22 protein-coding genes are annotated in these 26,354 nt (G+C 37.3%); 20 read left to right on the top strand and 2 right to left on the bottom strand.

The window, feature by feature from the left end:
- Positions 1-2: 2 nt before the first annotated feature.
- From QUE18_RS10545 to recO, 3 genes are read left to right on the top strand one after another with little or no spacing between them, the layout of a single operon-like run.
- Complete coding sequence (locus QUE18_RS10545) at positions 3-2,903, top strand: insulinase family protein (RefSeq protein WP_009203647.1); 2,901 nt, start codon at positions 3-5, stop codon at positions 2,901-2,903.
- A gap of 23 nt (positions 2,904-2,926) precedes the next feature.
- Complete coding sequence (gene era, locus QUE18_RS10540) at positions 2,927-3,832, top strand: GTPase Era (RefSeq protein WP_008393276.1); 906 nt, start codon at positions 2,927-2,929, stop codon at positions 3,830-3,832.
- Positions 3,833-3,834: 2 nt separating this feature from the next.
- Positions 3,835-4,557, top strand: a complete 723-nt coding sequence (recO, locus tag QUE18_RS10535) for a DNA repair protein RecO (RefSeq protein ID WP_008393277.1) — start codon at positions 3,835-3,837, stop codon at positions 4,555-4,557.
- 77 nt (positions 4,558-4,634) lie between these two features.
- Here the strand turns inward: recO and QUE18_RS10530 are convergent, their stop codons facing one another.
- Positions 4,635-4,967, bottom strand: a complete 333-nt coding sequence (locus QUE18_RS10530; protein WP_015530839.1) for a helix-turn-helix domain-containing protein — start codon at positions 4,965-4,967, stop codon at positions 4,635-4,637.
- Between the two features lie 196 nt (positions 4,968-5,163).
- On the opposite strand from QUE18_RS10530, the gene QUE18_RS10525 reads away from it, so the two are divergent.
- From QUE18_RS10525 to QUE18_RS10465, 13 genes are all read left to right on the top strand, one after another.
- Positions 5,164-6,552 (top strand): glycine--tRNA ligase, encoded by a 1,389-nt coding sequence (locus tag QUE18_RS10525; RefSeq protein ID WP_008393279.1) that lies wholly within the window; start codon positions 5,164-5,166, stop codon positions 6,550-6,552.
- A gap of 78 nt (positions 6,553-6,630) precedes the next feature.
- Positions 6,631-8,772: a polyphosphate kinase 1 gene (gene ppk1, locus QUE18_RS10520; RefSeq protein ID WP_242852721.1), complete on the top strand. Its 2,142-nt coding sequence runs from the start codon at positions 6,631-6,633 to the stop codon at positions 8,770-8,772.
- A 72-nt stretch (positions 8,773-8,844) separates the two neighbouring features.
- Complete coding sequence (locus QUE18_RS10515) at positions 8,845-9,291, top strand: hypothetical protein (RefSeq protein ID WP_008393281.1); 447 nt, start codon at positions 8,845-8,847, stop codon at positions 9,289-9,291.
- Between the two features lie 23 nt (positions 9,292-9,314).
- Positions 9,315-10,577, top strand: a complete 1,263-nt coding sequence (locus QUE18_RS10510; protein WP_009265529.1) for a dihydroorotase — start codon at positions 9,315-9,317, stop codon at positions 10,575-10,577.
- Between the two features lie 142 nt (positions 10,578-10,719).
- Complete coding sequence (locus QUE18_RS10505) at positions 10,720-12,012, top strand: hypothetical protein (protein WP_009203650.1); 1,293 nt, start codon at positions 10,720-10,722, stop codon at positions 12,010-12,012.
- A gap of 80 nt (positions 12,013-12,092) precedes the next feature.
- Positions 12,093-13,103 (top strand): FAD:protein FMN transferase, encoded by a 1,011-nt coding sequence (locus QUE18_RS10500; protein WP_009203651.1) that lies wholly within the window; start codon positions 12,093-12,095, stop codon positions 13,101-13,103.
- Positions 13,104-13,800: 697 nt separating this feature from the next.
- The gene (locus QUE18_RS10495) at positions 13,801-14,685 is read left to right on the top strand and encodes a substrate-binding domain-containing protein (RefSeq protein ID WP_040344343.1); all 885 of its coding nucleotides are present in this window, start codon (positions 13,801-13,803) and stop codon (positions 14,683-14,685) included.
- 32 nt (positions 14,686-14,717) lie between these two features.
- Positions 14,718-15,566 carry a phosphate ABC transporter permease subunit PstC gene (gene pstC / locus QUE18_RS10490; RefSeq protein ID WP_040344345.1) on the top strand — a complete coding sequence of 283 codons (849 nt, stop codon included), beginning with the start codon at positions 14,718-14,720 and terminating at the stop codon, positions 15,564-15,566.
- A gap of 1 nt (position 15,567) precedes the next feature.
- Positions 15,568-16,470 carry a phosphate ABC transporter permease PstA gene (pstA, locus tag QUE18_RS10485; RefSeq protein WP_008393287.1) on the top strand — a complete coding sequence of 301 codons (903 nt, stop codon included), beginning with the start codon at positions 15,568-15,570 and terminating at the stop codon, positions 16,468-16,470.
- Between the two features lie 6 nt (positions 16,471-16,476).
- Positions 16,477-17,229 (top strand): phosphate ABC transporter ATP-binding protein PstB, encoded by a 753-nt coding sequence (gene pstB / locus QUE18_RS10480; protein WP_008393288.1) that lies wholly within the window; start codon positions 16,477-16,479, stop codon positions 17,227-17,229.
- Positions 17,230-17,234: 5 nt separating this feature from the next.
- A complete protein-coding gene (gene phoU / locus QUE18_RS10475; protein WP_009203832.1) occupies positions 17,235-17,888 on the top strand; it encodes a phosphate signaling complex protein PhoU in 654 nt (217 codons plus the stop codon).
- Positions 17,885-18,565, top strand: a complete 681-nt coding sequence (locus QUE18_RS10470) for a winged helix-turn-helix domain-containing protein (RefSeq protein ID WP_009203833.1) — start codon at positions 17,885-17,887, stop codon at positions 18,563-18,565. The genes phoU and QUE18_RS10470 overlap by 4 nt, the downstream gene beginning before the upstream one ends.
- Complete coding sequence (locus QUE18_RS10465; protein ID WP_009203834.1) at positions 18,562-19,917, top strand: sensor histidine kinase; 1,356 nt, start codon at positions 18,562-18,564, stop codon at positions 19,915-19,917. Before QUE18_RS10470 ends, QUE18_RS10465 begins: the two co-directional genes overlap by 4 nt.
- Positions 19,918-20,516: 599 nt before the next feature.
- On the opposite strand, the gene QUE18_RS10460 is transcribed toward QUE18_RS10465, so the two are convergent.
- A complete protein-coding gene (locus tag QUE18_RS10460; RefSeq protein ID WP_009203553.1) occupies positions 20,517-21,863 on the bottom strand; it encodes an N-acetylglucosaminidase in 1,347 nt (448 codons plus the stop codon).
- A 190-nt stretch (positions 21,864-22,053) separates the two neighbouring features.
- On the opposite strand from QUE18_RS10460, the gene QUE18_RS10455 reads away from it, so the two are divergent.
- The 4 genes from QUE18_RS10455 (at position 22,054) to QUE18_RS10440 (ending at position 25,825) form a co-directional block, all read left to right on the top strand.
- Positions 22,054-22,860, top strand: coding sequence for an amino acid ABC transporter substrate-binding protein (locus QUE18_RS10455; protein ID WP_009203554.1), 807 nt, complete (start codon positions 22,054-22,056; stop codon positions 22,858-22,860).
- Between the two features lie 132 nt (positions 22,861-22,992).
- Positions 22,993-23,649, top strand: a complete 657-nt coding sequence (locus QUE18_RS10450; protein WP_009203555.1) for an amino acid ABC transporter permease — start codon at positions 22,993-22,995, stop codon at positions 23,647-23,649.
- Between the two features lie 12 nt (positions 23,650-23,661).
- Positions 23,662-24,423 (top strand): amino acid ABC transporter ATP-binding protein, encoded by a 762-nt coding sequence (locus QUE18_RS10445; protein ID WP_009203556.1) that lies wholly within the window; start codon positions 23,662-23,664, stop codon positions 24,421-24,423.
- A gap of 34 nt (positions 24,424-24,457) precedes the next feature.
- Complete coding sequence (locus tag QUE18_RS10440) at positions 24,458-25,825, top strand: citrate/2-methylcitrate synthase (protein ID WP_009203557.1); 1,368 nt, start codon at positions 24,458-24,460, stop codon at positions 25,823-25,825.
- Positions 25,826-26,354 lie beyond the last annotated feature (529 nt).

Here is a 26,354-nt window from a genome sequence, read left to right as displayed (position 1 = left end):
TTATGAATAATAAATATACGATCATCAAACAAGAATCTATCGAAGAATTAAATGGAACAGGATATATTTTAAAGCATGATAAGACGGGAGCCAGAGTGGTTGTGATCTCCAATGAAGATGATAACAAGGTATTCCAGATCGGATTCCGTACACCACCACAAGATGATACAGGAGTTCCTCATATCTTAGAGCATTCTGTACTTTGCGGATCAAGAGAGTTCCCAATGAAGGATCCATTTGTGGAACTGGTCAAAGGATCACTGAATACATTTTTAAATGCAATGACTTACCCAGATAAGACTGTTTATCCGGTTGCAAGCCAGAATGATAAAGATTTCTTTAATCTGGTGCATGTTTATCTGGATGCTGTATTTTATCCAAATATCTATAAGAAGCCAGAGATCTTAAAGCAGGAAGGATGGCATTATGACCTGTTAAGCGAAGATGCTCCTCTGACATATAACGGAGTTGTGTTTAACGAGATGAAAGGAGTCTTCTCATCTCCAGACCAGCAGCTTGCACGTATCATTCAGAAGTCTTTATTGGAAGACACACCATATGGGTTTGAATCAGGCGGAGATCCAAAGGCAATCCCAGATTTAACTTATGAGATGTTCCTTGATTTCCACAAGACTTATTATCATCCATCCAACAGCTATATTTATCTGTATGGGGATATGGATGTTGATGAATATCTGACATTTATCGATGAACATTATTTAAAAGATTTCGATGAGAAACAGATCGATTCATCATGGGAGAAACAAGAACCATTTACAGAAGTAAAACGAGTGGAAGAATATTATCCAGTCGGGGAGAATGACTCCGAAGAAGAAAAGACTTATTTATCCTACAATGCAGTGATCGGAGACAGCTTGGATGCAAAACTTTACTTAGGATTTGAAATCTTAAACAGAGTATTATTCGATGCACCTGGAGCACCAGTGAAGAAAGCTTTGATGGATGCACAGATTGGAAAAGATATTCAAAGTTCTTATGATAATGGGATCATGCAGCCAGTATTTTCTGTGATCGCACAGGAAGCAAGGGATGATCAGGAAGATGAATTTGTTAAGATCTTAGAAGAGAACTTAGCCAAGATCGCAAAAGAAGGAATTCCAAGAAGAAATCTTTTAGCAGCATTTAATTACTATGAATTCAAATACAGAGAAGCAAATTTTGGACGTTTTCCAAAGGGATTGATGTATGGACTTCAGATGTACGACAGCTGGTTATATGACGATGAGAAACCATTTATCCATATCAAGACAAATGAGATCTTCAAACAGTTAAGAGAAGAGATCGAGAATGGCTATTTTGAGAATCTGATCAAAGAATATCTGATCGATAATAACCATAAAACGATCGTGGTGATGAAGCCAAAGAAAGGCTTACAGAAGATCAAAGATCAGGAAGAAGCGGATAAATTAAAGGCTTACAAAGATTCTTTATCCGAAGAAGAAGTAAAGAAATTAGTCGAAGAGACGAAACAGTTAAAAGCATCACAGGAAGAAGCATCTACAAAAGAAGAATTAGAGAAGATTCCAGTGATCGACATTGAAGATATCAGAAAAGATGTCAAACCATTATCCAATGTGGAATCTGAACTTGGTGGTGTGAAAGTATTATGGCATCAGTATTTTACAAACAAGATTGCTTACGTCAAGCTTGCATTTGATATGAGTCATGTGCCAATGGATCTCGTGCCATATGCATCATTTTTAGCAGAGATCTTAACGATCGTTGATACAACACACTATAGTTATCAGGAATTAGGAAACGAGATCAGCATTGAGACAGGTGGCATCAGCGCAACAATGGATGTTATGCCAACGGATGTGCATGAATTTCTTCCAATGTTTATCTTAAAGACAAAATGCTTCTATTCTAATATCGAAAAAGCATTTGATCTATTAAAAGAAGTGGCATTTGAAAGCAAATTAGATAACAAGAAACGACTAAAAGAGATCATCGGACAGATTTATACAAACCTTAAGATCACATTGACAGAGACAGGACACAAGAGTGCGGCAAACCGTGCAATGTCTTATTTCTCAGAATATGCAGCATACCGTGAAGCAATTCAGGGGATCACGATGTATGAGACTGTGAAGAAATGGTATGAAGATTTCGATGAAGAATATGACAATATTGTCAATGGTTTAAAAGAAGCTGCAAAAATGATCTTTGAAAAACAAAATATGACGATCAGTTATACAGGAAAAGAAGAAGCACCTGAGTTCATGAAAGCAGAAGTGGAAAGCTTTATCGAAGGATTATATGAAGACCAGAAACAAGGTGAGAAAGTCAAAGTTACATGCACAAAGAGCAATGAAGGATTTGCAACTGCAGGTGGTGTTCAGTATGTGGCATGCGCTGGAAACTTTAAGGATGCAGGACTTGAGTATACAGGAGCGTTAAAAGTGCTTCAGATGATCTTCTCCTATGAATATCTGTGGATTCAGATCCGTGTCAAAGGTGGTGCGTATGGATGCATGTGCAGTTTCTCAGATCAGGGAGATTCTATGTTTGTGACATACCGTGATCCAAACCTTTCTGAATCTTATAAAGTATACGACGAGGCAGCAGATTATGTGGCAGATTTTGATGCAGATGATCGTGATATGAAGAAATATATCATTGGAACGATCGGAAGCATGGATATGCCAATGGAAGCTGTTGATATGGGGGCAAGAAGTTTTCATGCATATTTCTTAGGCAAGACAGAAGCTGATCTTCAGAAGGTCAGAGATCAGGTATTATCCTGTACACAGGAAGATATCAGAGCGTTAGCACCGATCGTTAAAGCAGTGGTAGAAGCAGGGAACCGTTGCTGCATCGGAAATGAAGAGAAGATCGATCAGAATAAAGAATATTTTGATGAAGTAAAACATGTACTATAGAGAAAACAAGGAAAGGATAATTTATGGCAAATGAATTTAAATCTGGTTTTGTAACATTTATCGGACGACCAAACGTTGGAAAGTCAACATTAATGAACCGTCTGATCGGGCAGAAGATCGCGATCACATCAAGCAAACCGCAGACAACGAGAAATCGTATCCAGACGGTGTACACTGATGAAAGAGGGCAGATCATCTTCCTTGATACACCAGGGATCAACAAGGCGAAAAATAAACTTGGAAACTATATGTTGCAGGTTGCAGAACGCACATTAAATGAAGTCGATGTCGTACTTTGGTTAGTAGAACCAAGTACGTTCATCGGTGGTGGTGAAAAATATATCATTGAACAGTTATCTAAGATCAAAACACCGATCATTTTAGTCATCAACAAGATTGATACAGTAGAAGAAAAAGACATCTTAGAAGCAATCGATACATACAAAGATGTATGTGAATTTGCAGAGATCATCCCGGTATCTGCATTGAAAGGCAAGAATACGGATGATGTCATCGACAGTATTTACAAATATTTAGATGAAGGTCCAATGTACTTTGATGAAGATACGATCACAGATCAGCCAGAGAGACAGATCTGTGCGGAATTGATCCGTGAGAAAGCTCTTCGTCTGTTAAGTCAGGAGATCCCGCATGGGATCGCTGTTGTCATTGATGCGATGAAAGTCAGACGTCATGGACATATCGTGGATATCGATGCAACGATCGTATGCGAGAGAGATTCTCATAAAGGGATCATTATCGGAAAGCAGGGATCTATGCTTAAGAAGATCGGTACACAGGCAAGGATCGAGATGGAAAATCTTCTGGATATGAAAGTAAATCTTCAGTTATGGGTTAAAGTCAAGAAAGACTGGAGAGACAGCGATATGCTGCTTAAGAACTATGGATATGATAAGAAAGAAGTATAAAGATGTCACAAGAGATCAAAGTGACGGGAATGGTCTTACAGGCTGGCAATATTGGGGAGTATGATAAGCGGATCGTACTTCTTACAAAAGAACGTGGAAGGATCTCGGCATTTGCAAGAGGTGCTAAAAAAGCAACCAGCCAGTATGCGGCAGCCTGTCAGCCATTTACGTTTGGAGAGTTTTCTTTATATGAGGGAAAAAATTCTTTTAATCTGATGTGGGCAGGGGTTGAGAATTATTTTGATACTCTGAAAAAAGACCTGGATCTCATTTATTATGCGAGTTATTTTTGTGAACTTGCATCCTACCTGACAAGAGAGAATAACGATGAGTTAGAGATCTTAAAATTACTCTATCAGACACTGCGTGCATTAGAAAAAAAGACGATTGATATTGAATTGGTCCGCTGTATTTATGAGATTAAGATCCTTGCATTATATGGAATCGGAATCGAAGCATCCAGATGTGTAAAATGTGGGAGCAGGGAAGATCTGATCTGGTTTGATGCAAGAGAAAGCGGAGTGGTATGTAACAAATGTGAACATGGGAAAGTGAAAGTAAGTCCTGCAACATTATATACACTTCAGTACATTCTTTACAGTTCGATCGAGAAGCTTTATACCTTTAAAGTCAGTGCGGATGTTTTATGGGAATTAAAAAAGATCATTCGCGAATATATGCGTTATCATGTGAATCATGAATTTAAATCTTTGTTATTTTTATAAGATCAGATTTTAACGAAAAAAGAGTGAATAAAAAAAGAGCCGGTCATCCGGCTCTTTTTATGTCTGAGATATGTAATCTATTTGCATAAAATGCGAAGAACTTTAACAAATTTTTCTTTGTCGTCGGTAGAGAATTTTTCCAATAGACGAAGAATTTCTTTGTTCAGTACATCATCTTTTTCACCATTCTCATCTGATTCTGGACGAAGAAGATAATCAATAGATACATTCAGAAGTTTTGCGTAATAAGATAGTACACGAAGGTTCATCTTTACGCGGTCATTTTCAATGTTGCTGATGAATGCAACTGTTACATCGAGTGCATCAGCGATCTGTTCTTGAGTGTACCCTGCCTGCTTACGCAGAGTTTTCATTCTTTTACCAACATTGGTATAGTCAATTTGATACATGGTTATAAATTCCCTTTCTTCATATCTCATATAATAACATTAAGTATTATAATATAAAAAAATATAAAAAGTAATATTCATTCAGTATATTTGATATATTTTCAAGTGTGATGCTTTTGAAATATACCTTGAAAAATTACTTATTACAAGATACAATATTATAATAATACAAAAATTTGAAGAGGTAAAGGCTATTATGAAATTATCAATGGAGAAAATCGTTAACCTTGCCAAGGTACGTGGATTTGTATACAGCGGTTCAGAAATTTATGGAGGACTTGCTAATACATGGGACTATGGAAACCTTGGTGTAGAACTTAAGAACAATGTAAAGAAAGCTTGGTGGAAGAAGTTCATTCAGGAAAGTCCATATAATGTAGGAATTGATGCTGCAATCTTAATGAACCCTCAGACATGGGTTGCATCAGGACATCTTGGTAACTTCTCAGATCCATTAATGGATTGTAAAGAATGTCATGAACGTTTCCGTGCAGATAAACTGATCGAAGATTATATGCAGGAACATGGAATGGAGATCGAAGGATCTGTGGATGCATGGTCCAAAGAAGAGATGGAAAGCTTCATCAATGAGCATGATGTTGTATGCCCAACTTGTGGAAAGAAGAACTTTACAGAGATCCGTCAGTTCAACCTGATGTTCAAGACATTCCAGGGTGTTACAGAAGATGCGAAGAATACAGTTTACTTACGTCCTGAGACAGCACAGGGAATTTTTGTAAACTTCAAGAATGTTCAGAGAACATCAAGAAAGAAGATCCCATTTGGAATCGGACAGATCGGTAAATCTTTCCGTAACGAGATCACACCAGGAAACTTCACATTCCGTACTCGTGAGTTCGAACAGATGGAATTAGAATTCTTCTGTGAACCAGACAAAGATTTAGAATGGTTTGAATATTGGAAGAATTACTGCATCAACTGGTTACAGACACTTGGAATCAAAGAAGATGAGATGAGAGTGCGTGACCACGAGAAAGAAGAGTTATCTCACTATTCTAAAGCAACATCTGACATTGAATTTATGTTCCCATTCGGATGGGGTGAATTATGGGGTATCGCAGACCGTACAGATTATGACTTAACTCAGCATCAGAATACATCTGGTGAAGATTTAACATATTTTGATGATGTGAACAAAGAACGTTACATCCCATATGTGATCGAACCTTCTCTTGGAGCAGACCGTGTAACACTTGCATTCTTATGCTCTGCATATGATGAAGAAGAATTAGAAGGCGGAGATACAAGAACAGTTCTTCATTTCCATCCAGCATTAGCACCTGTTAAGATCGGTATCTTACCATTATCTAAGAAGTTAAGCGATGGTGCTATGAAGGTTTATGAAGAATTAGCGAAAGAATATAACTGTGAATTCGACGAACGTGGTAATATTGGTAAGCGTTATAGAAGACAGGATGAGATCGGAACACCTTACTGTGTAACATTCGATTTCGATTCTTTAGAAGATGGAGCTGTTACAGTTCGTGACCGTGACACAATGGAACAGGAACGTGTTAAGATTGAAGATCTGAAAGCATATTTTGCAGAAAAATTTGCATATTAATAAGAATGAGAATCCGGGGGAATATCAATATCTCTCCGGATTTTTTCATAGGAAATAGAATGAATGATGGAGGGCAGGATGATGAACAAAAACTATGATTTTTCTTACACACAGGACCGGGAATTATCCTGGTTGAAGTTTAATGAGCGCGTTTTAAGAGAAGCAGATAAAAAGAACGTTCCTATTTTTGAACGTCTGAAATTTTTAGAGATATTTACGAACAATCTGGATGAATTTTTTATGGTCAGAGTGGGCAGCATTCATGAAATGAGTCTGATCCATGATAATCACAGAGATATCCGTTCGGATCTGACCCCAGAAGAACAGTTAGATGAGATCGCAAAACATGTCAGACCACTGTATGAATTAAGAGATAAGATCTTTGCAAAAGTATCCAGAGAACTAGCAGACAAGAAGATCAAACGCTGTCAGATCGAGGAATTAGAAAAAGAGGAAAAGAAAAAATTAAAGACATATTATGAGGCGATGATACTGCCAGTACTTTCTCCGATCGTGATCGGGAAACAGCATCCATTTCCTCATATTCCGAATAAAGTATTGCAGATCGGATTGATCTTAAAGAAGAAAGAAAAGAGCTCTTTTGGGATCATTGGACTTCCAAAAGATGTGGAGCGTATGATCTTTCTATCAGGAGAAGGAAGAAGATATGTACTTTTAGAAGACATCATTTTGTATTTCTGTGATGAATTATTTGAGAATTATACGGTAGAAGAAAAGGCAGTTTTATGTATTACAAGAAGTGCTGATATCAATCCAGATGATGAGATTTATGAATCAACGGATGATTATCGTACACATATGAAGAAGATCATTAAGATGAGGGCCAGATTAAAACCAGTTCGCTTAGAAATTGAGGGCAATCGTCATAAAGAGATTAAAAAATACCTCTCAGAACGTTTAAATATTTCAGAACAGGACATCTTTAAAAGCCAGGCGCCGTTGGATTTAAAATATGTTTACAAGCTGACAGATAAAGTGTCAAAAGAAGAGAAAAAAAATGGATGCTATCGTCCATTTGTACCAGCGTTAAACAGAGATTTTATTCCAGGAGTCAGTGTGACAAAACAGATTCTTGAGGAAGATAAATTATTATCCTTTCCGTTTGACAGCATGGATACATTTATTGAATTATTGAAAGAAAGTGCAAAGGATAAAGAAACTCTTTCTATTAAGATCACCATTTATCGTTTGGCAAGGCAGGCAAGGATCGTCAAATATCTATGTGAGGCAGCGGAAAATGGAAAAGAAGTTCTTGTATTGATGGAACTTAGGGCAAGATTTGATGAAGAAAATAACATCAATTATTCTGAAATCTTAGAAGAAGCTGGTTGTAAGGTTATGTATGGAATGGAAGATTACAAAGTTCATTCTAAAGTTTGTCTGATCACGAAGAAAAATAGTCGTGGAATTTATTACATCACACAGATCGGAACAGGAAATTATAATGAAAGTACATCGAAATTATATACAGATTTAAGCCTTATGACAGCATCCGAAGAAATTGGACATGATGCATCTGTTTTCTTTCACAATATGGCAACATTTAATCTTCAAGGAACGTATGAACATCTTCTTGTGGCACCATCAAGTCTTCAGGATGGGATCATAAAAAGGATTGAACGTGAAAAAATGAAAGCAGAAAGTTTTCAGCCATGTGGGATTTTTATGAAAATGAACTCTTTAACAGATCGTAAGATCATCGATGAGTTGTCGAAGGCGTCAAATGCAGGAGTTCCGATATTTCTGCTGATTCGTGGAATCTGCTGTATTCGTCCTGGAATCCCAGGGAAGACAGAGAATATCCGTGTAGAAAGCATTGTCGGAAGATTTCTGGAACATTCAAGGATTTATGCATTTGGAGTTGGAGATGATACAGAGATTTATATTTCATCAGCGGATATGATGACAAGGAATACAAGAAGAAGAGTTGAAGTCGCAGCACCGATCTATGATCCAAGGTTAAAACAAAGAATCCTGAAGATGATCAATGTGATGAAGCAGGATAACATTCAGGCACAGGTACTGCTTTCCAACGGAGAATATACAACTAAGAAAAAACGTGAAGATAATATGAATTCACAGATCCACTTTTTAAATGAAGCAAAAAGACTTGCTCCAAAAGAGAAGACACAAAAACAAAATCTTTTCTATCAGGTAAAGGGAATATTTTTTGGAAAGAAAAAATTAAGAAAAAAATAGCTCGCAATTTATCTATAAAATAGGTTATACTATATCTGACTAAAATGCCAGCATTCAAGGAGGGATAGAACCATGAGAAAAATTATTTTTAACAAAAAGTTTTTAGCCATTGTAGGAATCTGCTTATCTGTAGCAGGAGGATTTGCGATCAAACAGAAGATCACGACCAAAGCCTCTGATCACAGTTTTGAAGTCAATGGAATGAATGTCAGCATTCAGCAGTGTGAAGGAAAATCTGAGGAGATCATGGAAGAAGATCTAGATGAAACAATCTCTAATGAGGTAATGGCACTGGAAGAAAAAGGACATAATTACGAGATCGGAGATACGATCGAGACAGAAGAAGTAGCGTTTGTACCAATGACAAAAGAAATTGATGATGAGACAGCATACAATGCATTTGGGACGATCACATCAAAGAGCGGAAATAACTATGTTATTGTCGTGAAATCAGAAAAAGAACTGACACAAGATAATTTAGAAACTGTCGCTGAAGCAGTGAAAGAACAGGTAAAATAAAACATATGATCGTGGAGGCAGAGATGATTTTAATTAAGAATGCAAGAGTGATGGATCCAGAAAGCGGATTCGATCAGGTAACAGATATTTTATTAGACGGGAAGAGGATCAGACAGATCGGTAAGGTAGATGATGTCTCTGGCATTGAACAGGTCATTGATGCTTCCGGGATGATCGCAGCCCCTGGATTGATCGATGTACATGTACATTTCCGCGATCCGGGATTTACATATAAGGAAGATTTACAGACAGGTTCTGCTGCGGCAGCAGCTGGCGGATTTACGACGGTAGTATGTATGGCAAATACAAAGCCTGTCGTGGATTCTGTGGATATTTACAAAGAGATCGAAGACAGATGTGAACAACTTCCGATCAAAGTATGGCAGGCAGCAGCTGTGTCCAAAGGATTTGAAGGAAAAGAATTAACAGACATGGATGCACTCTATGAAGCAGGGGTTCGTGGATTTACAGACGATGGAATTCCACTGATGGATGAGAAGCTCGTAGAAGAAGCCATGAAGAAAGCTAAAGAATTAGATGTACCGATCAGTCTTCATGAAGAAGATCCTGCATATATTAAACAGCCAGGAGTGAACCAGGGAAAAGTCTCCGAACAGTTAAATTATGGTGGAGCTTCTTACCTGGCAGAAGCCGTGATGGTAAAGAGAGACTGTGAATTAGCAGTCAAAACAGGAGCGAAAGTCGATATTCAGCATATCAGCTCTGGTGTTGCGGTAGATTACGTGAAAGAAGCCAAAGAAAAAGGTGCGAATGTTTACGCAGAGGCGTCTCCACACCATTTCACGTTGACAGAAGAGGCCGTATTAAAATACGGAACACTGGCAAGAATGAACCCGCCACTGCGAACAGAAGAAGACCGTCAGAGGATCATCAAAGGATTACAGGAAGGTACGATCGAGATCATTGCGACAGACCACGCCCCACACTCCAAAGAAGAGAAAGACAAACCATTAGATCAGGCACCAAGTGGCATTACAGGAATCGAGACATCGCTGGCACTTGGAGTCACAGAACTTGTGGAGAAAGGATATCTTTCTATGATGCAGCTTCTGGAGAAGATGACGATCAATCCAGCAAAACTATATAATATGGAACAAGGAAGATTGCAGGAAGGGAAACCTGCGGATGTTGTCTTGTTTGATCCAGAGGAAGAATGGGAAGTCAAGGAATATAAATCCAAAGCAACGAACTCTCCATTTACAGGATGGAAATTAAAAGGAAAAGTAAAATATACGATCTGTGATGGCAAGATTATAGAATTATAATGTATACAAGAAGAAAACAAAATCATTAAGAATTATGTAGAAGAATCTTAAGATTTTGTTTTCTTTTTTGATGCTTTTTCTTTGTATAATAAAGTTGAAAACAATAAGATAGGAAGCAATAAGAGAATAAGGAGGAACAAAGATGAGAAAGTGTGGAAAAGGTACTTTACTATTGATGAGTGCTGTTATGGCAGCATCGTTGTTTACAGGGTGTGGGAAGGGTAAGAGTAGTCAGGCACAGAAAAATGAAGTCTATGCAACGATCAAAAAAAGCGATCAGTCAGCATCTGCAGCACAGATCTGTGCCTGGCTTTCTTACAGGGCAAAAAATAATAGGTTGTTTCAGAATGAAGGAATAGAATTGTCGTATTGCTCAGATAACCTTGCCGTATTTTCAGACTCTGTCGGAAGTGTGATCTATGATAGAACAAAGAAGAAAGTCATTGCTGCGGTAGATCTTGACAAAATCGGATGTGATCATTTCTACAGTGAAGGAGACGAAGAGAATCCAGGACTTGAGACGGTTATAAAGGTGTCAAAAGATCAGAAATGGATGATCATTTACAATCAATTACAAGGAAAAGTAAACGGAAATATTTATGTATATTCACTCAAACAGTGTGATAACATGAAACTTGCAAAAATCACGCCATCCAAACAGATCAGTGAAAAAGACAAATTGTATCAGATGATCATCAAAGATCATAAACATACACAAAAAGAATCGGACAGTATACCTGGAAAGATCGGAGATAAGATCCGTGCAATGGATGTTTCAGCAAGTAAGTATGCATATCAGTGGAAAGATTCCAAAGGAATCAGGAAACAATCGGTGTTAGTGGTAGACAAAGACGGTCTAAAACTATATACTTTATCAGGAAAAGAAAACCAGCCAGACATACAAAGTGAAATGGTAGATCTTAAAACATCCGACAAAATAAAACTTAATACCAAACTTCCAGAATACGAATATACAGGGAAAGACTTAAGGATCAAGGCAGTCTTTGATGAGACAAAAAAGAAATCTGACGAAGATAAAGAAGAAGGACTTGTTACAATCCCAATGCTGAATATTTATAAGATCGTTGAAACAAAATCCGGAGCAGAAGTTTATGCGAACTTCTGGAGTGAAACATATTATCGTTATGGAAGTCTGTTAAAGAACTACTCTGGTGGAAGTTATCCAGGAGTCATGTATCTGAAGAAAACAAAAGACGGCTATCGAGTAACCAAGACAAGATACGCAGAAGATGGAGAATCTCTGGAGAGATCGATCTGGAAGTTATGTAAAGGATATCCTGATGTTGCAATAAGGATGATGAAGGATTCTGTCACACAAAATCAGAGAAAGAAAGTCTTACAAGAATATGTTAGTCAGAATAAATTAAAGATCAAAGCTTACAAAGAGTATGGATGGCAGTATGTAAATTTATAAAGAAGGGGTAAGTAAAGAATATGAAACTTACATTGAAAAAAACGATCGCAAGTATCTTGTGCATCAGCATGATCCCATCTATGATGACAGGATGCAAAAAGGAATCGACATCATACAGCCATACAGATTTTGCAATGGGAACTGTAACGAACATTACACTCTATGGAACAAGCGATGATCTGGAAGGGACAGAACAAAAGATCATCGACATGGAAAAGAAACTTGAAAAACAACAATTGTCATGGAGATTAAAAAGTTCCCAAGTCTCAAAAATCAATCAGGAATTAGAACAAAACAACGGAAAAACAAAAGTCACAGGGAATCTTAAAAACTGGTTACAACAAGCGATCAAGATCAGCCAGGACTCCTATGCAGACGGAAGAAACACGGTAGATCCAACGATCGGAGCATTAACAAAACTCTGGGATTTTGAATCAAGCGATCCCAAAGTACCAGATGCAAATAAGATCAAGAAAGCGATCAGCGGAGATCTGTCAGAAAACAGTCAGCACGTCATAGTTAAAGACAACGGAGAAATCCTTGCATGTGACAAAAATACCAAGATAGACCTTGGAGCCTATGGAAAAGGAATCGGAACCGACGAAGCCATCAAGATGATCAAAAAAGACAAAGAAATCACAGGAGCCATGGTAGCTCTAGGAGGAAGCATTGCAGTTTACGGAGAAAAATCTGACGGCTCCGACTGGAACGTAGGGATCCAAGATCCAAACGGCAAAGACGGAGAAGTTCTAGGAGGAATTAAAGTCAAAAGCGGTACAAGCATTTCAACATCTGGAGATTATGAAAAAACATTTACAGATAAAAAGACAGGCAAACGCTACTTCCATATCTTAGATTCCAAAACAGGATACAGTGTAAAAACAGACATCAGATCCTGTACGATCATCTGCGATTCAGGACTCAACGCAGACGGGCTATCTACAGCATGTTTCAGTTTAGGAGTAAAGAAAAGCCAGAAATTGTTAAAAAAATATAATGCAAAGGCTGTTTTTGTAGATAAAAACAATAAAGTATATGTAAGCGATGGAGTGGAATTTACATTAACAGCAAAAAATTATAAAATTGTATGAGTTGAAGGTCGTCGAGTATTTAGAGAAAAAATAAAAGATAGCATGTGTGCAACACGAATTCCATTGACGGAGTTTTGACAGAACGCTTATCCGCTGGATCTCCTGCGATAACTCGCGTTGAAAATTACTGAAACCAGTAGTCTTTGACGCTCAAACAATCGCCCGATCCAGCTGCGATTCTATCAAAACTCCTATGGAATTCGATCGTTGCTCACATGCTATCTTTTATTTTTTCTCTAAATACCTGAAGACTTTCAATCATAAAATTAAAAGAATTCAAGCTGGTAGATGTATGTTAAACGTGATTGCTTTTTGATTTATGTGGTGGTAGACAGGAAGTTATTATAAACACCAATACAGTAAAACATACACACTCCGTAGAAGTTTGAATAACGTAAATTATTTGAATATTATAAAAAGAGATCATGTGTCGGCAACCGTACGAACACGTCTGCACTTAGCGAGTGGATGGTCGAATGACCATTCAGGAGCTTAGTACAGCTACGTGAGAGTCCGAACGAAAGTGCGTTGCAGACACATGATCTCTTTTTATAATATTCCACCAATAATTTCCGCTATTCAAAATTTTACATTTAACAAAAACTTTACACAACTCTTCTTTTTGATTTTACATTTCCAAAGTAACATAATATCTGTAATTGATACGAACACAAAGTTCAAAAGGAGAGAAAGAACTATGAGAAAGAAATTATTAACATTAGCAGTAGCAACAGTAGCAGCATCAAGCCTTTTAACAGGATGTGGCGGAAGTTCAAGTGACGATAAGAAAGCAGCATCTGATGAAAATATCACAGCAGTATCCAGAGAAGATGGATCAGGAACAAGAGGAGCTTTCATCGAATTATTCGGAATTGAACAGAAAGATAAGGATGGAAATAAAGTAGATAAAACAACATCAAGTGTACAGATCACAAACTCAACATCTGTAATGATGACAACAGTTGCAGAAAACAAAGCAGCTATCGGATACATATCTTTAGGATCTTTAAATGACACAGTAAAAGCAGTTAAGATCGACGGAGCTGAGGCAAGTGTTGATACTGTAAAAGATGGATCATACAAGATCGTTCGTCCATTTAATATCGTAACAAAAGATAAATTAAGCAAACAGGCTCAGGACTTTGAAAACTACATCATGAGTGCAGATGGACAGAAGATCATACAGGATAATGGATATATCAAAGCAGACGAGAAAGCACCAGCTTACAAATCAAACGGAGCAAAAGGTAAAGTTGTTGTTGGTGGATCTTCTTCAGTAACACCAGTTATGGAAAAATTAAAAGAAGCATATGCAAAAGCAAACAAAGATGTAACAGTTGAAGTACAGCAGAGCGATTCAACAACAGGTGTTACAAATGCGATCGAAGGAACATGTGATATCGGTATGGCATCTCGTGATCTTGCAGACAGCGAAGCTAAAAAAGGTGTAAAAGCAACAGTTATCGCAAAAGATGGTATCGCAGTTATCGTAAATAAAGACAGTAAAGTTGATGAATTAACAAGTGCTCAGGTAAAAGATATATACACAGGAAAAACAACAAAATGGGCAGATATTAAATAAGAAAGAATCATCAATATAAAGGAATGGTAATAATGAAGAAATATTCAGAAAAAATCATGCATGTCGTATTTTTGATCGCAGCATGTGCCTCAATTTTGGCAGTAATTTTAATCTGTGCATTTCTGTTCGTAAATGGTATTCCTACAATCGGGAAAATCGGACTTGGAAATTTTGTTTTAGGTAAGATCTGGATGCCAAAGAGTGGAATCTTTGGCATTTTCCCGATGATCATAGGAAGTATTTATGTAACAGCAGGAGCGATTTTGGTTGGAGTTCCAGTTGGAATTCTTGCTGCGATCTATATGGCAAAGTTTTGTAATGAAAAAGTGTATAAAATAGTAAAACCAGCAGTTGATCTTCTGGCAGGAATTCCATCTGTTGTTTATGGATTCTTTGGAATGGTAGTGTTAGTACCAGCTTTCCGTAATATATTTGGAAATGGTAACTGTGTATTTACAGCATCTATCTTGCTTGGGATCATGATCCTGCCAACGATCATCGGAGTATCTGAAAGTGCGATCCGAGCCGTTCCAGATAGTTATTATGAAGGGTCCTTAGGACTTGGAGCAAGTCATGAGCGAAGCGTATTCTTTACAGTGTTACCTGCAGCAAAATCAGGTATTCTTGCAGGGATCGTTTTAGGGATCGGACGTGCGATCGGTGAGACAATGGCGGTAGTAATGGTAGCTGGAAATCAGGCGATCATCCCAGATGGAATGTTCTCAGGAGTTCGTACTTTGACATCCAATATCGTCCTTGAAATGGGATATGCGACAGACCTTCACAGAGAAGCACTGATCGCAACAGCAGTTGTATTATTTGTATTTATCTTAATGATCAACCTGTGCTTTGCAGTATTAAAGAGCAAGGAGGAACGTTAAAATGGAAGCGGTGAAAGAAATGGAATCAGTAGAAAAGATCCAAGCAATCAATAAAACGTCTTGGATACAAAGAATGAAATCATATAAAAGAACGCCGTTATCCTTTGTATTATGGCTTCTTGTAAATGTTGCGATGATCGCAACTGTCGCAGTACTTGCATATTTGATCGTTTATATTCTTGTAAATGGAGTACCATACTTAAATTCACAATTATTTGAATTAAAATATACAAGTGAAAATGCATCGGTATTCCCAGCAATCATTAATACCTTGATCATGACAGTATTATCTTTGGTATTAGCAGTACCACTTGGAATTTTTGCAGCAATTTATTTAGTAGAGTATGCAAAACGTGGAAATAAATTAGTTGAGGTTGTTCGTTTAACAGCAGAAACATTATCAGGAATTCCATCGATCGTGTATGGATTATTCGGTATGTTATTTTTCGTAAAAGCTTTGGGATGGGGATTATGTCTGCTATCTGGAGCAGCAACAATGGCAATCATGATCTTACCATTGATCATGAGAACAACCGAAGAAGCATTAAAGTCTGTGCCTGATTCTTTTAGAGAAGGAAGCTTTGGACTTGGAGCAGGAAAACTAAGAACAGTATTTTGTATTATCTTGCCATCAGCAGTTCCAGGAATTTTATCTGGAGTTATTTTAGGAATCGGACGTATTGTCGGTGAGACGGCAGCATTAATGTATACAGCAGGTACGATCGCAGAAATTCCTGCAAATGTTATGGGATCAGGACGTACACTGGCACTTCATATGTATGTATTATCATGCGAAGGATTACATATCAATCAGGCATATGCAACAGCAGTTGTGTTACTTCTGATCGTGCTTGTGATCAACGCCGTATCTTCATTTATCGCAAAACGAATTACGAAAGGGTAACCAATTATGGATAGTAAAATGAAAGTTGAAAACCTTGACCTGTATTATGGAAAATTCAAGGCTTTAAAAAATATTAATCTGGATCTTCCTAAAAATGAGATCACGGCATTTATCGGACCATCTGGATGTGGTAAATCTACACTTTTAAAATCATTAAACCGAATGAATGATCTTGTAGAAGGTTGTAAGATTACAGGTAAAGTAACATTAGACGGAGATGATATTTATGGTGACATGGATGTCAATTTATTAAGAAAACGAGTTGGAATGGTATTCCAGAAACCAAATCCATTTCCAATGAGTATTTATGACAATATTGCATATGGACCAAGAACTCATGGAATCCGAAGCAAAGCAAAATTAGATGATATCGTAGAAAAATCTTTAAGAAATGCAGCAATCTGGGATGAATTAAAAGATCGTTTAAAGAAAAGCGCTTTAGGGCTTTCTGGAGGTCAGCAGCAGAGACTTTGTATCGCGAGAGCGTTAGCTGTAGAACCTGAAGTTTTACTAATGGATGAACCAACTTCAGCTCTTGATCCAATTTCTACTTCCAAAATTGAAGATCTTGCGGTAGAATTAAAATCAAAGTATACGATCATCATGGTAACACATAATATGCAGCAAGCAGTCAGAATTTCTGATAATACAGCATTCTTCTTATTAGGAGAGATGGTAGAGTACGGAAAATCAGATCAGCTATTTTCTATGCCACAGGATAAGAGAACAGAAGATTATATTACAGGAAGGTTTGGGTGATTTAGATGAGAAATCGATTCGACAGACAGCTGCTTAAGTTAAATCAAGAGATGATCGACATGGGTTCTTTATGTGAAGAGATGATCACAGCTGCGGCCAAGATCGTTGCGACAAGAGATAAAGAACTGATGGATGATATTGTAACAATGGAAGAAGAAATCAATCAGAAGGAAAGAGATATCGAACGTATCTGTATGAAACTTCTGATGCAGCAACAGCCAGTGGCAAGCGATCTGCGTGTTATATCAGCAGCTATGAAGATGGTATCTGATATGGAACGTATCGGAGACCAGGCATGTGATATTACTGGAATCGTAAAAAAAGATGCAGAAGTTCTTACGATCAGAGAGAACACACATCTTGATAAGATGGCAAAAGCTACGATCAGTATGGTAAGCAAGAGCATACAATCTTTTATTAAACAGAATCTGATAATCGCGTATGAAGTGATCGAACAGGATGACACTGTGGATGAATTATTTAACAGAGTTAAGAAAGAAACGATCTCACTGATTCATGAAGATCCTGGGAAAGGAGAAGAGTGTGTAGCCATCGTTATGATCGCCAAGTATTTTGAAAGAATCGGAGATCATGCAAGTAATATCGCAGAATGGGTCGAATTTGCGATCACTGGGGAATATAAAGGAGGAAGCTTGTGATTTTTGTTGTAGAAGACGATCCGAATATCAGAGAACTGGTGACATATACCTTACAAAGTACCGGATTTGATGCCTGTGGATTTGAAAATGGATCAGAGTTTTTAAAAGCTTTAAGTGATGGAGAGAAGCCAGAACTGGTATTATTAGATATTATGCTTCCAGGAGAAGACGGAATATCGATTTTAGGAAAACTTCGCAAAAAATCAGCGACCAGAGATCTGCCGATCATTATGATGACAGCAAAGGGAACAGAGTATGATAAAGTACTCGGACTTGATAGTGGGGCAGATGATTATATTACAAAACCATTCGGAATGATGGAACTTGTATCCAGAGTCAAAGCGGTATTGAGACGTTCCAGCAGAAATGAAAAAAAAGACGAGATCGTTGTTGGACAATTAAAGATTTATCCAAATAAACATAAAGTAAAATCCTGTGGGAATGAAGTGACATTAACCAATAAGGAATTTAAACTATTATGTTTATTGGTAGAGAGTAAAGGAAATGTATTAAACAGAGATCAGCTACTTACCAATATCTGGGGATATGATTTTGATGGTGAGACAAGAACTGTCGATGTTCATATTCGTTCATTAAGGCAGAAGCTTGGAGAATGTGGAAAGCTTATCGAGACGGTCAGAGGAATCGGTTACCGGATCGGAGGCAACGAATCATGAAAATGAAACAAAAGATATTAAACAACATGGTATACATCGCAGTTGTAGCTGTGCTGATCACGACAACGCTTATTGGAATGTTTACATATTATCGTTATATGGAACAGATAAAAACAGGAATGAAAGATGAGGCGGCCTATTTGGCGGCTTCACTTAATTTTGAGGATCAGCAAAATCTCGATAAATATAAAAATATTACAATCACAAGGATTACAAGGATCGCTAAGGATGGAACGGTTATTTATGACAGCAGCGGGAAAGAAAAATCCATGGGAAACCATAAGAATCGTACAGAAGTCAAAGAAGCATTTAAACATGGACATGGGGAAGATACTCGTATGTCAATGACATTACGAAAACAGACTTATTATTATGCGCTGAAGTTAAAAGATGGAACGATTCTTCGGATGAGCCGGGAGACCCAGACGATCGTAAGACAGATGGAAGATATCATTCCGATCATCGCCTTGATTCTTGCAGTTGTAACGATATTATCTGTGATATTATCAAGAATGTCGACAGATCGTATCGTAGAACCAATCAACCAGATAAATTTGATACATCCAAAACAGAACAAAACATATAGTGAGTTGACGCCATTGCTTGATAAGATTGAAAAACAGAATATGGATATAGAAAGACAGATCAAAGAGATCAAAGAAGCAGAAAATATGCGCAAAGAATTTTCAGCCAATGTATCCCATGAACTAAAAACTCCATTGACTACGATTTCAGGATACGCTGAATTAATGAAAGATGGGCTGGTGAAACCAGAAGACATGCCAAGATTCTCTGCAACGATCTATGATGAAGCAAGAAGATTGATCTCGATGATCGAAGGAATCATCAAACTCTCAAGACTCGATGAAAATAGAGTGGAATTAGACTGGAAAGATGTCGATCTCTATGAATTAGCATTCAGTATCAAGAATGATCTGAAGCGAAGAAGTGAAGAAGAAAATGTAGCTATTCATATCCGCGGAATTCATACGAAGATCCGAGGAGTTACACAGATCCTTTACGAAATGTTTTTTAATGTATGCGAGAATGCTATTAAATACAATCATCCTGGCGGAGAAGTCGTATTCACGATTTCAAAAATGGGCGATTACCCAACAGTTATTGTAGAAGATACCGGAATTGGTATTCCAAAAGAAGACATTGATCGTATATTTGAACGTTTTTATCGTGTAGATAAGAGCCATTCAAACCAAAAAGAAGGCTCAGGACTCGGATTATCCATTGTAAAACACGGAGCAAAATTCCATCATGCAGAGATGGAAGTAGAAAGCGAAGTGGGAAAAGGAACAAAGATCACGGTTGTATTTCCACGGCAAAATTCTGATTTGTAGTTTGAAGACGGAAATTATTGGTGGAATATTATAAAAAGAGATCATGTGTCTGCAACCCACTTGCGTTCGGACTCCCACGTAGCTGTACTAAGCTCCTGAATGGTCTAACGACCATCCACTCGCTAAGTGCAGACGTGTCCGTACGGTTACTGACACATGATTTCTTTTTATAATATTCAAATAATTTACGTGATTCAAACCACCACACAGTGTGTATGTTTTACTGTATTGGTATTTATTATAACTTTCTGCCTACCACTACAAAAATTAAAAAACAATAACATTTAACATTCATCCCTCAGCTTGGATTTTCTTAATTTTATGATTGAAAGTCTTCAGGTATTTAGAGAAAAAATGAAAGATAGCATATGAGCAACGATCGAATTCCATAGGAGTTTTGATGGAATCGCAGCTGGATCGGGCGATTGTTTGAGCGTCAAAGACTACTGGTTTTAGTAGCTTTCAACGCGAGTTATCGCAGGAGATCCAGCGGATAAGCGTTCTGTCAAAACTCCGTCAATGGAATTCGTGTTGCACATATGCTATCTTTCATTTTTTCTCTAAATACTCGATGACCTTCAACTCATACAATTAAAAATCTAATTGAAGTGTGGTTTATCATATGTAAATGACACATCTGATCTATAAACACTACGGAACTGACTATACATGATCGTAGCAATCTGTTTTGCATAGGATGGATCTGTTGCGTATTCGTGCCATAGATAATTGATATTTGGGTTGTAACGGAATTTATAAAGTGTATTTTGATGATAAGTCTGATTATGGATATAGTCTTGGCTTACATACTTAGCGGCACCATAAATTGCCGCATCGACACTTGTCCAGCCTTGATAATATGCATAGCTGAATCCGCAAAGCTGAGGATCACTATCATAGGCTTTGATTCCGTAGAGATTATACACGGTCTTCTTAGAGATTGTGGATGTTTTATATTTTCCATTGACAGTCTTAAATCCTGTGACATTTCCAGAACTATCTCTTACAACAGAACTTCCAGAAACAACGGTTGTGATCGCTTTTCCCTGAGATAAGGTGCTTGTACCATATCCAGTTTCAAGAATTGTCTGGCATAGTAAATATACAGGATCGATATTATACTGTTTTGCAGCAGCGATCAAGACATTTCCTTTATTTCTTAAGACACTGTTTGATTTTAATTTACTATTTAATAAGTTGTTATATGCAGTTGGATCAACTTCACGGTATGTATCCAGTGTTAAGAACTGAAAATTATTTGTTGTATCCTTTGATGGATCGATATAGCTTGTGTAAGTTGATGTACTGATGCTCTTGCCACCGTAAGTTGGATGTTGTTTTTTCTCTGCAGTTACATAAGCTGATAAACTCTTATTGTAATTTGTATACTGCACAGAACCACTTGGTTGTGTTTGGACCTGTGTTGTTGAATCTGAAGGAATGACAGGCTGTGTGATATAGATCCTTTTTGAAGAAGAACTATACTTATAATTTAATCCCAGTCCTTTGACGATCGCATTAGCAGGAATTAAGATGATAGTCTTCTTTGTCTTATAATATTTTACCTTTGTAGGGGCAACGCTGAAGGTTTTCTTTACCCCATTTAAGTAGTATGTACGTTTTCCTACATAAGCTGTCAGTGTGTCATCGCCATTCTTAAGGATCAGTTTTCCACTGCTCTTAGAGTAAGTACGTTTGACTTTCGGACCCTGCTTTACAAGATAGTCATAATAAGGGATCATATTGACTTTATTGATCTGAATGCCAACATATTTAGAAGACAGGTTCTTATTTGCATAGCTGACATGTAATTGTTTTCCTTTATAGTAACGTGTTTTGCCGCTGTAGCGGATCTTAAGACTTGCTGCCTGTACAGAGTTTGCAGGTACGATACCACCGATACATGAAACAGTTAATGCTGCAGCAAGTATTTTTTTATAATACATTGATACTCCTCCTTTTATACTCTTCTAGAATAGCACAAGATTCATGGAAACTCAATAAATATGTAATAGAAATGTAACAAAAAACAGAGGATAAGGTTTGACAAAGCAAGAGAACTTTGCTATTATAAAGCAAATACTTTAGCATGGTAGCGTGCTGATTGAATAAAATGTATAAAGGAGCGATAAAGTTATGAAAAAGTTTTTAGTCGGGTTATTAACAGTCGCACTTGCAGCATCTATGCTCGTAGGATGCGGTAAGAAAGAAGAAAAGAAGAAGGCAGATAACTCATTGAAAGATGTACAGTCTAAGAAAGAATTAGTTCTTGGACTTGATTCATCCTTTCCACCAATGGGATTTACAGATAAGAAAGATAATATTGTAGGATTTGATATCGATCTTGCAAAAGAAGTAACAAAGAGAATGGGAATCAAATTAAAATTACAGCCAATCAACTGGAATTCCAAAGAACAGGAACTTAATACAGAGAAAGTTGACTGTTTATGGAATGGTGTTACATACAGCAAAGCCAGAGCAAAAGAAATGTTATGTTCAGAATCTTACATGGATAACCATCAGGTACTGATTGTACCAGCAAACAGTAAGATCAAATCTTTAAAAGACATTACAAAAGATACAGAAGTTGGAATTCAGTCAGGATCTACAGCAGCTGATGCAGCAGATAGTGTAAAAGAATTAAAGAATTCAAAGATCAAACTGTTAGCAGACAATGTTCAGATTTTAAATGATTTAGGACACGGATTAGATGCGGCTGTTATGGATGAAGTTGTTGCAAAATACTACACAAAGAAAGATGCTGGTAAATATAAAGTATTAGAAGACAGTGTAGCAAAAGAAAAATATGTCATTGGATTCAGAAAAGATGACAAAGCACTTTGCAACGAAGTTGTAAAACAGTTAAAAGCAATGGCAAAAGATGGTACATTAAAGAAGATAAGCGAAAAATGGTTTGATGAAGACATCACAACAATCAAATAATTAAAGAAATAAATTTTAAGGAAGAAAGGGCTTACGTGCTAAAGCCCTTTTTCCGCTTATAAAGATATTATAAAGGAATAACCCGTCCCTTATAAATATAGATAAAAATAAGTAATATAGGAGTAGAAAATTATGGATGGAACACAAAGTTTTCCAGAAATCGTAAAGTTATTAATTGAAAATGGTCTGCAATCTACATTGATCTTATTCTTTCTGACTTTGATTTTTGGACTGATTCTTGGTATGATAATTGCTAAAGGAAGAATGTCAAAGCTTCTGATCATTCAGATGCCAATTCGATTTTTCCTATTGATCATGAGAGGGACACCACTGATCCTGCAGTTATATGGATTCTATTTTGGACTATATTATATCGCAGGATTAAGCCTTGATCGTATGACAGCGGCAATTATCGGTTTTTCTTTAAATTACGCAGCATATTTTGCAGAGATTTATCGAAGTGGTATTCAGGCAATTCCAAAAGGTCAGTATGAAGCAGCGAAAGTATTAGGATTTAACAGATCACAGACATTCTTTAAGATCATTTTACCTCAGGTTGTAAAGATCATCACACCATCCCTTGGAAGTGAGTGTATGACATTGGTTAAGGATACATCCTTAGCTCATGTTATTGGTGTTATGGAGATTTACGTTGTGGCAACAAACCAGATGGCACGAAGCCGTGGAATGATCTATCTTGTTGTAGCAGGTATTTTCTACTTGATCATGAATGCCATTGTATCAAAAGTATTCTCAGTCATTGAGAAAAGAATGAACTATTATCGTTAGGGAGGAAAGAAGATGAGTATTTTATCCGTTAAAAACTTAGAGAAGAAATTCGGAGATCTTACCGTATTGAAAGACATTTCCTTCAACATCAATGACGGCGAGATCATTTCGATCATTGGATCATCGGGATCAGGAAAATCAACATTACTGCGTTGTATGAATCAGTTAGAGACGATCACATCCGGAACGATCACGATCGATGGAAAGACACTGGTTGAGACAAAGAATGGAGCACCAGTCTACGCAGGCAAAGATATTTTGAAAGAAATTTTAATGGAAACAGGATTTGTATTTCAGAACTTTAACCTGTTTCCACACTATAGTGTTCTAAGAAATGTAATGGAAGCCCCTGTATGTGTTGCAGGAGTACCTAAGAAACAGGCAGAAGAGAAGGCAAGGGAGCTGTTAAAGAAATTAGGTCTTGAGACAAAGGCAGATGCTTATCCATGTGAATTATCTGGTGGACAGTCACAGCGAGTATCGATCGCAAGAGCATTAGCCTTGGAACCAAAGATCTTGTTCTTTGATGAACCGACTTCTGCACTTGATCCAGAGCTTACTGGAGAAGTATTAAAAGTCATCAAATCACTGACAGATCTAAATATCACGATGGTGATCGTCACACACGAGATGGCTTTTGCAAAAGAAATTTCAGACAGGATCATTTTTATGGATAAAGGAGTCATCATTGAAGATGCATCTCCAGATGAGGTATTCAGTTCTGATAATGAAAGAACAAGAGAATTCCTTGGAAAATACCATGATGTAAACTAGAAATGATAGCAATTGCTAGAAGGGAGAAAAAACGATGGTTAAAGATATGCCGAATAAGTTTTCAGAGGTAACCCCTGAGATCAGAGAACTGGCTAAGAAATGTAATAAGAAGATTGATGAAGAGTTGTTTGCAAAATATGATGTAAAAAGAGGTCTTCGTAAACGTAATGGTGAAGGTGTCCTTGCAGGATTAACTGACATTTCCATGATCAATGCTTATACAATGATCGACCGTGAAATCGTGCCGTGTGAAGGTAAATTATATTACCGCGGAATTGATATCGAGGATATCGTAAAGGGATTTATCGAAGAAGATCGTTTTGGATTTGAAGAAACAGCATACTTACTGTTGTTTGGAGAACTCCCTAAAAAGGACCAGTTAAAACAGTTTGAAGGAATGCTTGGAGAATACAGACAGCTTCCTACAAACTTTGTAAGAGATATCATCATGAAAGCACCAAGCCGTGACATGATGAATACATTAGCACGAAGCGTCTTAACATTATTTTCATATGATGACAATGCAAGTGATATTTCACTGCCAAATGTACTGCGTCAGTGCATTCAGCTGATCGCATTATTCCCTGTACTTTCTGTATATGCATATCAGGCATACAATCATTATGAGAGAGGAGAAAGTTTATTCATTCATCTTCCAGATCCAGAACTTTCTACAGCAGAGAATATCCTTCATCTGTTAAGACCAGACAGCAAATATACAAAACTGGAAGCAAAATTACTAGATATGGCGTTAGTGCTTCATGCAGAGCATGGTGGAGGTAACAACTCTACGTTCACAACACACGTTGTATCATCTTCAGGAACAGATACATATTCAGCGATCGCAGCAGCCCTTTGCTCATTGAAAGGTCCAAAACATGGTGGAGCAAACATTAAAGTTGTACAGATGTTCGATGATTTAAAAGCCAATGTCAAAGACTGGTCCAATGAAGAAGAAATTCGTGAATATTTATTAAAACTGCTGAATAAAGAAGCATTCGACAAAGCAGGATTGATCTATGGTATGGGACATGCAGTATATTCATTATCAGATCCACGTTCCAAGATTCTTTCACGCTTCGTAAAACAGCTTTCTGAAGAAAAAGGAAAAGAAGAAGAATATCAATTGTATGCAACGGTAGAACGTCTTGCCAAACAAGTCATTGGTGAGAAGAGAAAGATCTACAAAGGAGTCAGCGCAAACATTGACTTCTACAGTGGATTTATCTACAGCATGTTAGGATTACCACATCAGCTATATACACCATTATTTGCAATCGCACGTATCGTAGGATGGTCAGCACATCGAATGGAAGAGTTGATGAATGGTAATCGTATTATTCGTCCGGCTTATAAAGCTGTGGCACCACATAGAGAATATACACCAATTGATGAAAGATAAATTGTGATTGAATGACGGAAATTATTGGTGGAATATTATAAAAAGAGATCATGTGTCTGCAACCCACTCGCGTTCGGACTTCCACGTAACTGTACTAAGCTCCTGAATGGTCTAACGACTATCCACTCGCTAAGTGCAGACGTGTCCGTACGGTTGCAGATACATGATCTCTTTTTATAATATTCAAATAATTTACGTGATTCAAATCACTACATAGTGTGTATGTTAAACGATATTGGTTAATAATTTTGTATTCGTTAATAGACAGCCTTGGAACTTCTATCAGTTAAAATCATAATTCATAACCAACATTGTTCAATATACAGTTGCTTGAATTTTCTTGATTTTATGATTGAAAGTCTTCAGGTATTTAGAAAAAAAATGAAAGATAGCCTGTGAGCAATGATCGAATTTCATAGGAGTTTTGATAGAATCGCAGCTGGATCGGGCGATTGTTTGAGCGTCAAAGACTACTGGTTTCAGTAACTTTCAACGCGAGTTATCGCAGGAGATCCAGCGGATAAGCGTT

The sequence above is a fragment of the Anaerostipes hadrus ATCC 29173 = JCM 17467 genome (genome assembly GCF_030296915.1).
GTDB classification, from domain to species: Bacteria; Bacillota; Clostridia; order Lachnospirales; family Lachnospiraceae; genus Anaerostipes; species Anaerostipes hadrus.
This window is presented reverse-complemented; position numbering and strand designations above follow the sequence as displayed.

Bases quoted from the DNA above. Each gene is read 5' to 3' on its own strand.
- ppk1 (WP_242852721.1), top strand. From the start codon at position 6,631: ATGATGAACAAAAACTATGATTTTTCTTACACACAGGACCGGGAATTA.
- QUE18_RS10525 (WP_008393279.1), top strand. From the start codon at position 5,164: ATGAAATTATCAATGGAGAAAATCGTTAACCTTGCCAAGGTACGTGGA.
- QUE18_RS10455 (WP_009203554.1), top strand. From the start codon at position 22,054: ATGAAAAAGTTTTTAGTCGGGTTATTAACAGTCGCACTTGCAGCATCT.
- pstA (WP_008393287.1), top strand. From the start codon at position 15,568: ATGGAAGCGGTGAAAGAAATGGAATCAGTAGAAAAGATCCAAGCAATC.
- QUE18_RS10460 (WP_009203553.1), bottom strand. From the start codon at position 21,863: ATGTATTATAAAAAAATACTTGCTGCAGCATTAACTGTTTCATGTATC.
- pstB (WP_008393288.1), top strand. From the start codon at position 16,477: ATGGATAGTAAAATGAAAGTTGAAAACCTTGACCTGTATTATGGAAAA.
- QUE18_RS10515 (WP_008393281.1), top strand. From the start codon at position 8,845: ATGAGAAAAATTATTTTTAACAAAAAGTTTTTAGCCATTGTAGGAATC.
- QUE18_RS10495 (WP_040344343.1), top strand. From the start codon at position 13,801: ATGAGAAAGAAATTATTAACATTAGCAGTAGCAACAGTAGCAGCATCA.
- QUE18_RS10465 (WP_009203834.1), top strand. From the start codon at position 18,562: ATGAAAATGAAACAAAAGATATTAAACAACATGGTATACATCGCAGTT.
- phoU (WP_009203832.1), top strand. From the start codon at position 17,235: ATGAGAAATCGATTCGACAGACAGCTGCTTAAGTTAAATCAAGAGATG.
- pstC (WP_040344345.1), top strand. From the start codon at position 14,718: ATGAAGAAATATTCAGAAAAAATCATGCATGTCGTATTTTTGATCGCA.
- QUE18_RS10510 (WP_009265529.1), top strand. From the start codon at position 9,315: ATGATTTTAATTAAGAATGCAAGAGTGATGGATCCAGAAAGCGGATTC.
- QUE18_RS10440 (WP_009203557.1), top strand. From the start codon at position 24,458: ATGGTTAAAGATATGCCGAATAAGTTTTCAGAGGTAACCCCTGAGATC.
- QUE18_RS10500 (WP_009203651.1), top strand. From the start codon at position 12,093: ATGATGACAGGATGCAAAAAGGAATCGACATCATACAGCCATACAGAT.
- QUE18_RS10530 (WP_015530839.1), bottom strand. From the start codon at position 4,967: ATGTATCAAATTGACTATACCAATGTTGGTAAAAGAATGAAAACTCTG.
- QUE18_RS10450 (WP_009203555.1), top strand. From the start codon at position 22,993: ATGGATGGAACACAAAGTTTTCCAGAAATCGTAAAGTTATTAATTGAA.
- QUE18_RS10545 (WP_009203647.1), top strand. From the start codon at position 3: ATGAATAATAAATATACGATCATCAAACAAGAATCTATCGAAGAATTA.
- era (WP_008393276.1), top strand. From the start codon at position 2,927: ATGGCAAATGAATTTAAATCTGGTTTTGTAACATTTATCGGACGACCA.
- QUE18_RS10445 (WP_009203556.1), top strand. From the start codon at position 23,662: ATGAGTATTTTATCCGTTAAAAACTTAGAGAAGAAATTCGGAGATCTT.
- recO (WP_008393277.1), top strand. From the start codon at position 3,835: ATGTCACAAGAGATCAAAGTGACGGGAATGGTCTTACAGGCTGGCAAT.
- QUE18_RS10505 (WP_009203650.1), top strand. From the start codon at position 10,720: ATGAGAAAGTGTGGAAAAGGTACTTTACTATTGATGAGTGCTGTTATG.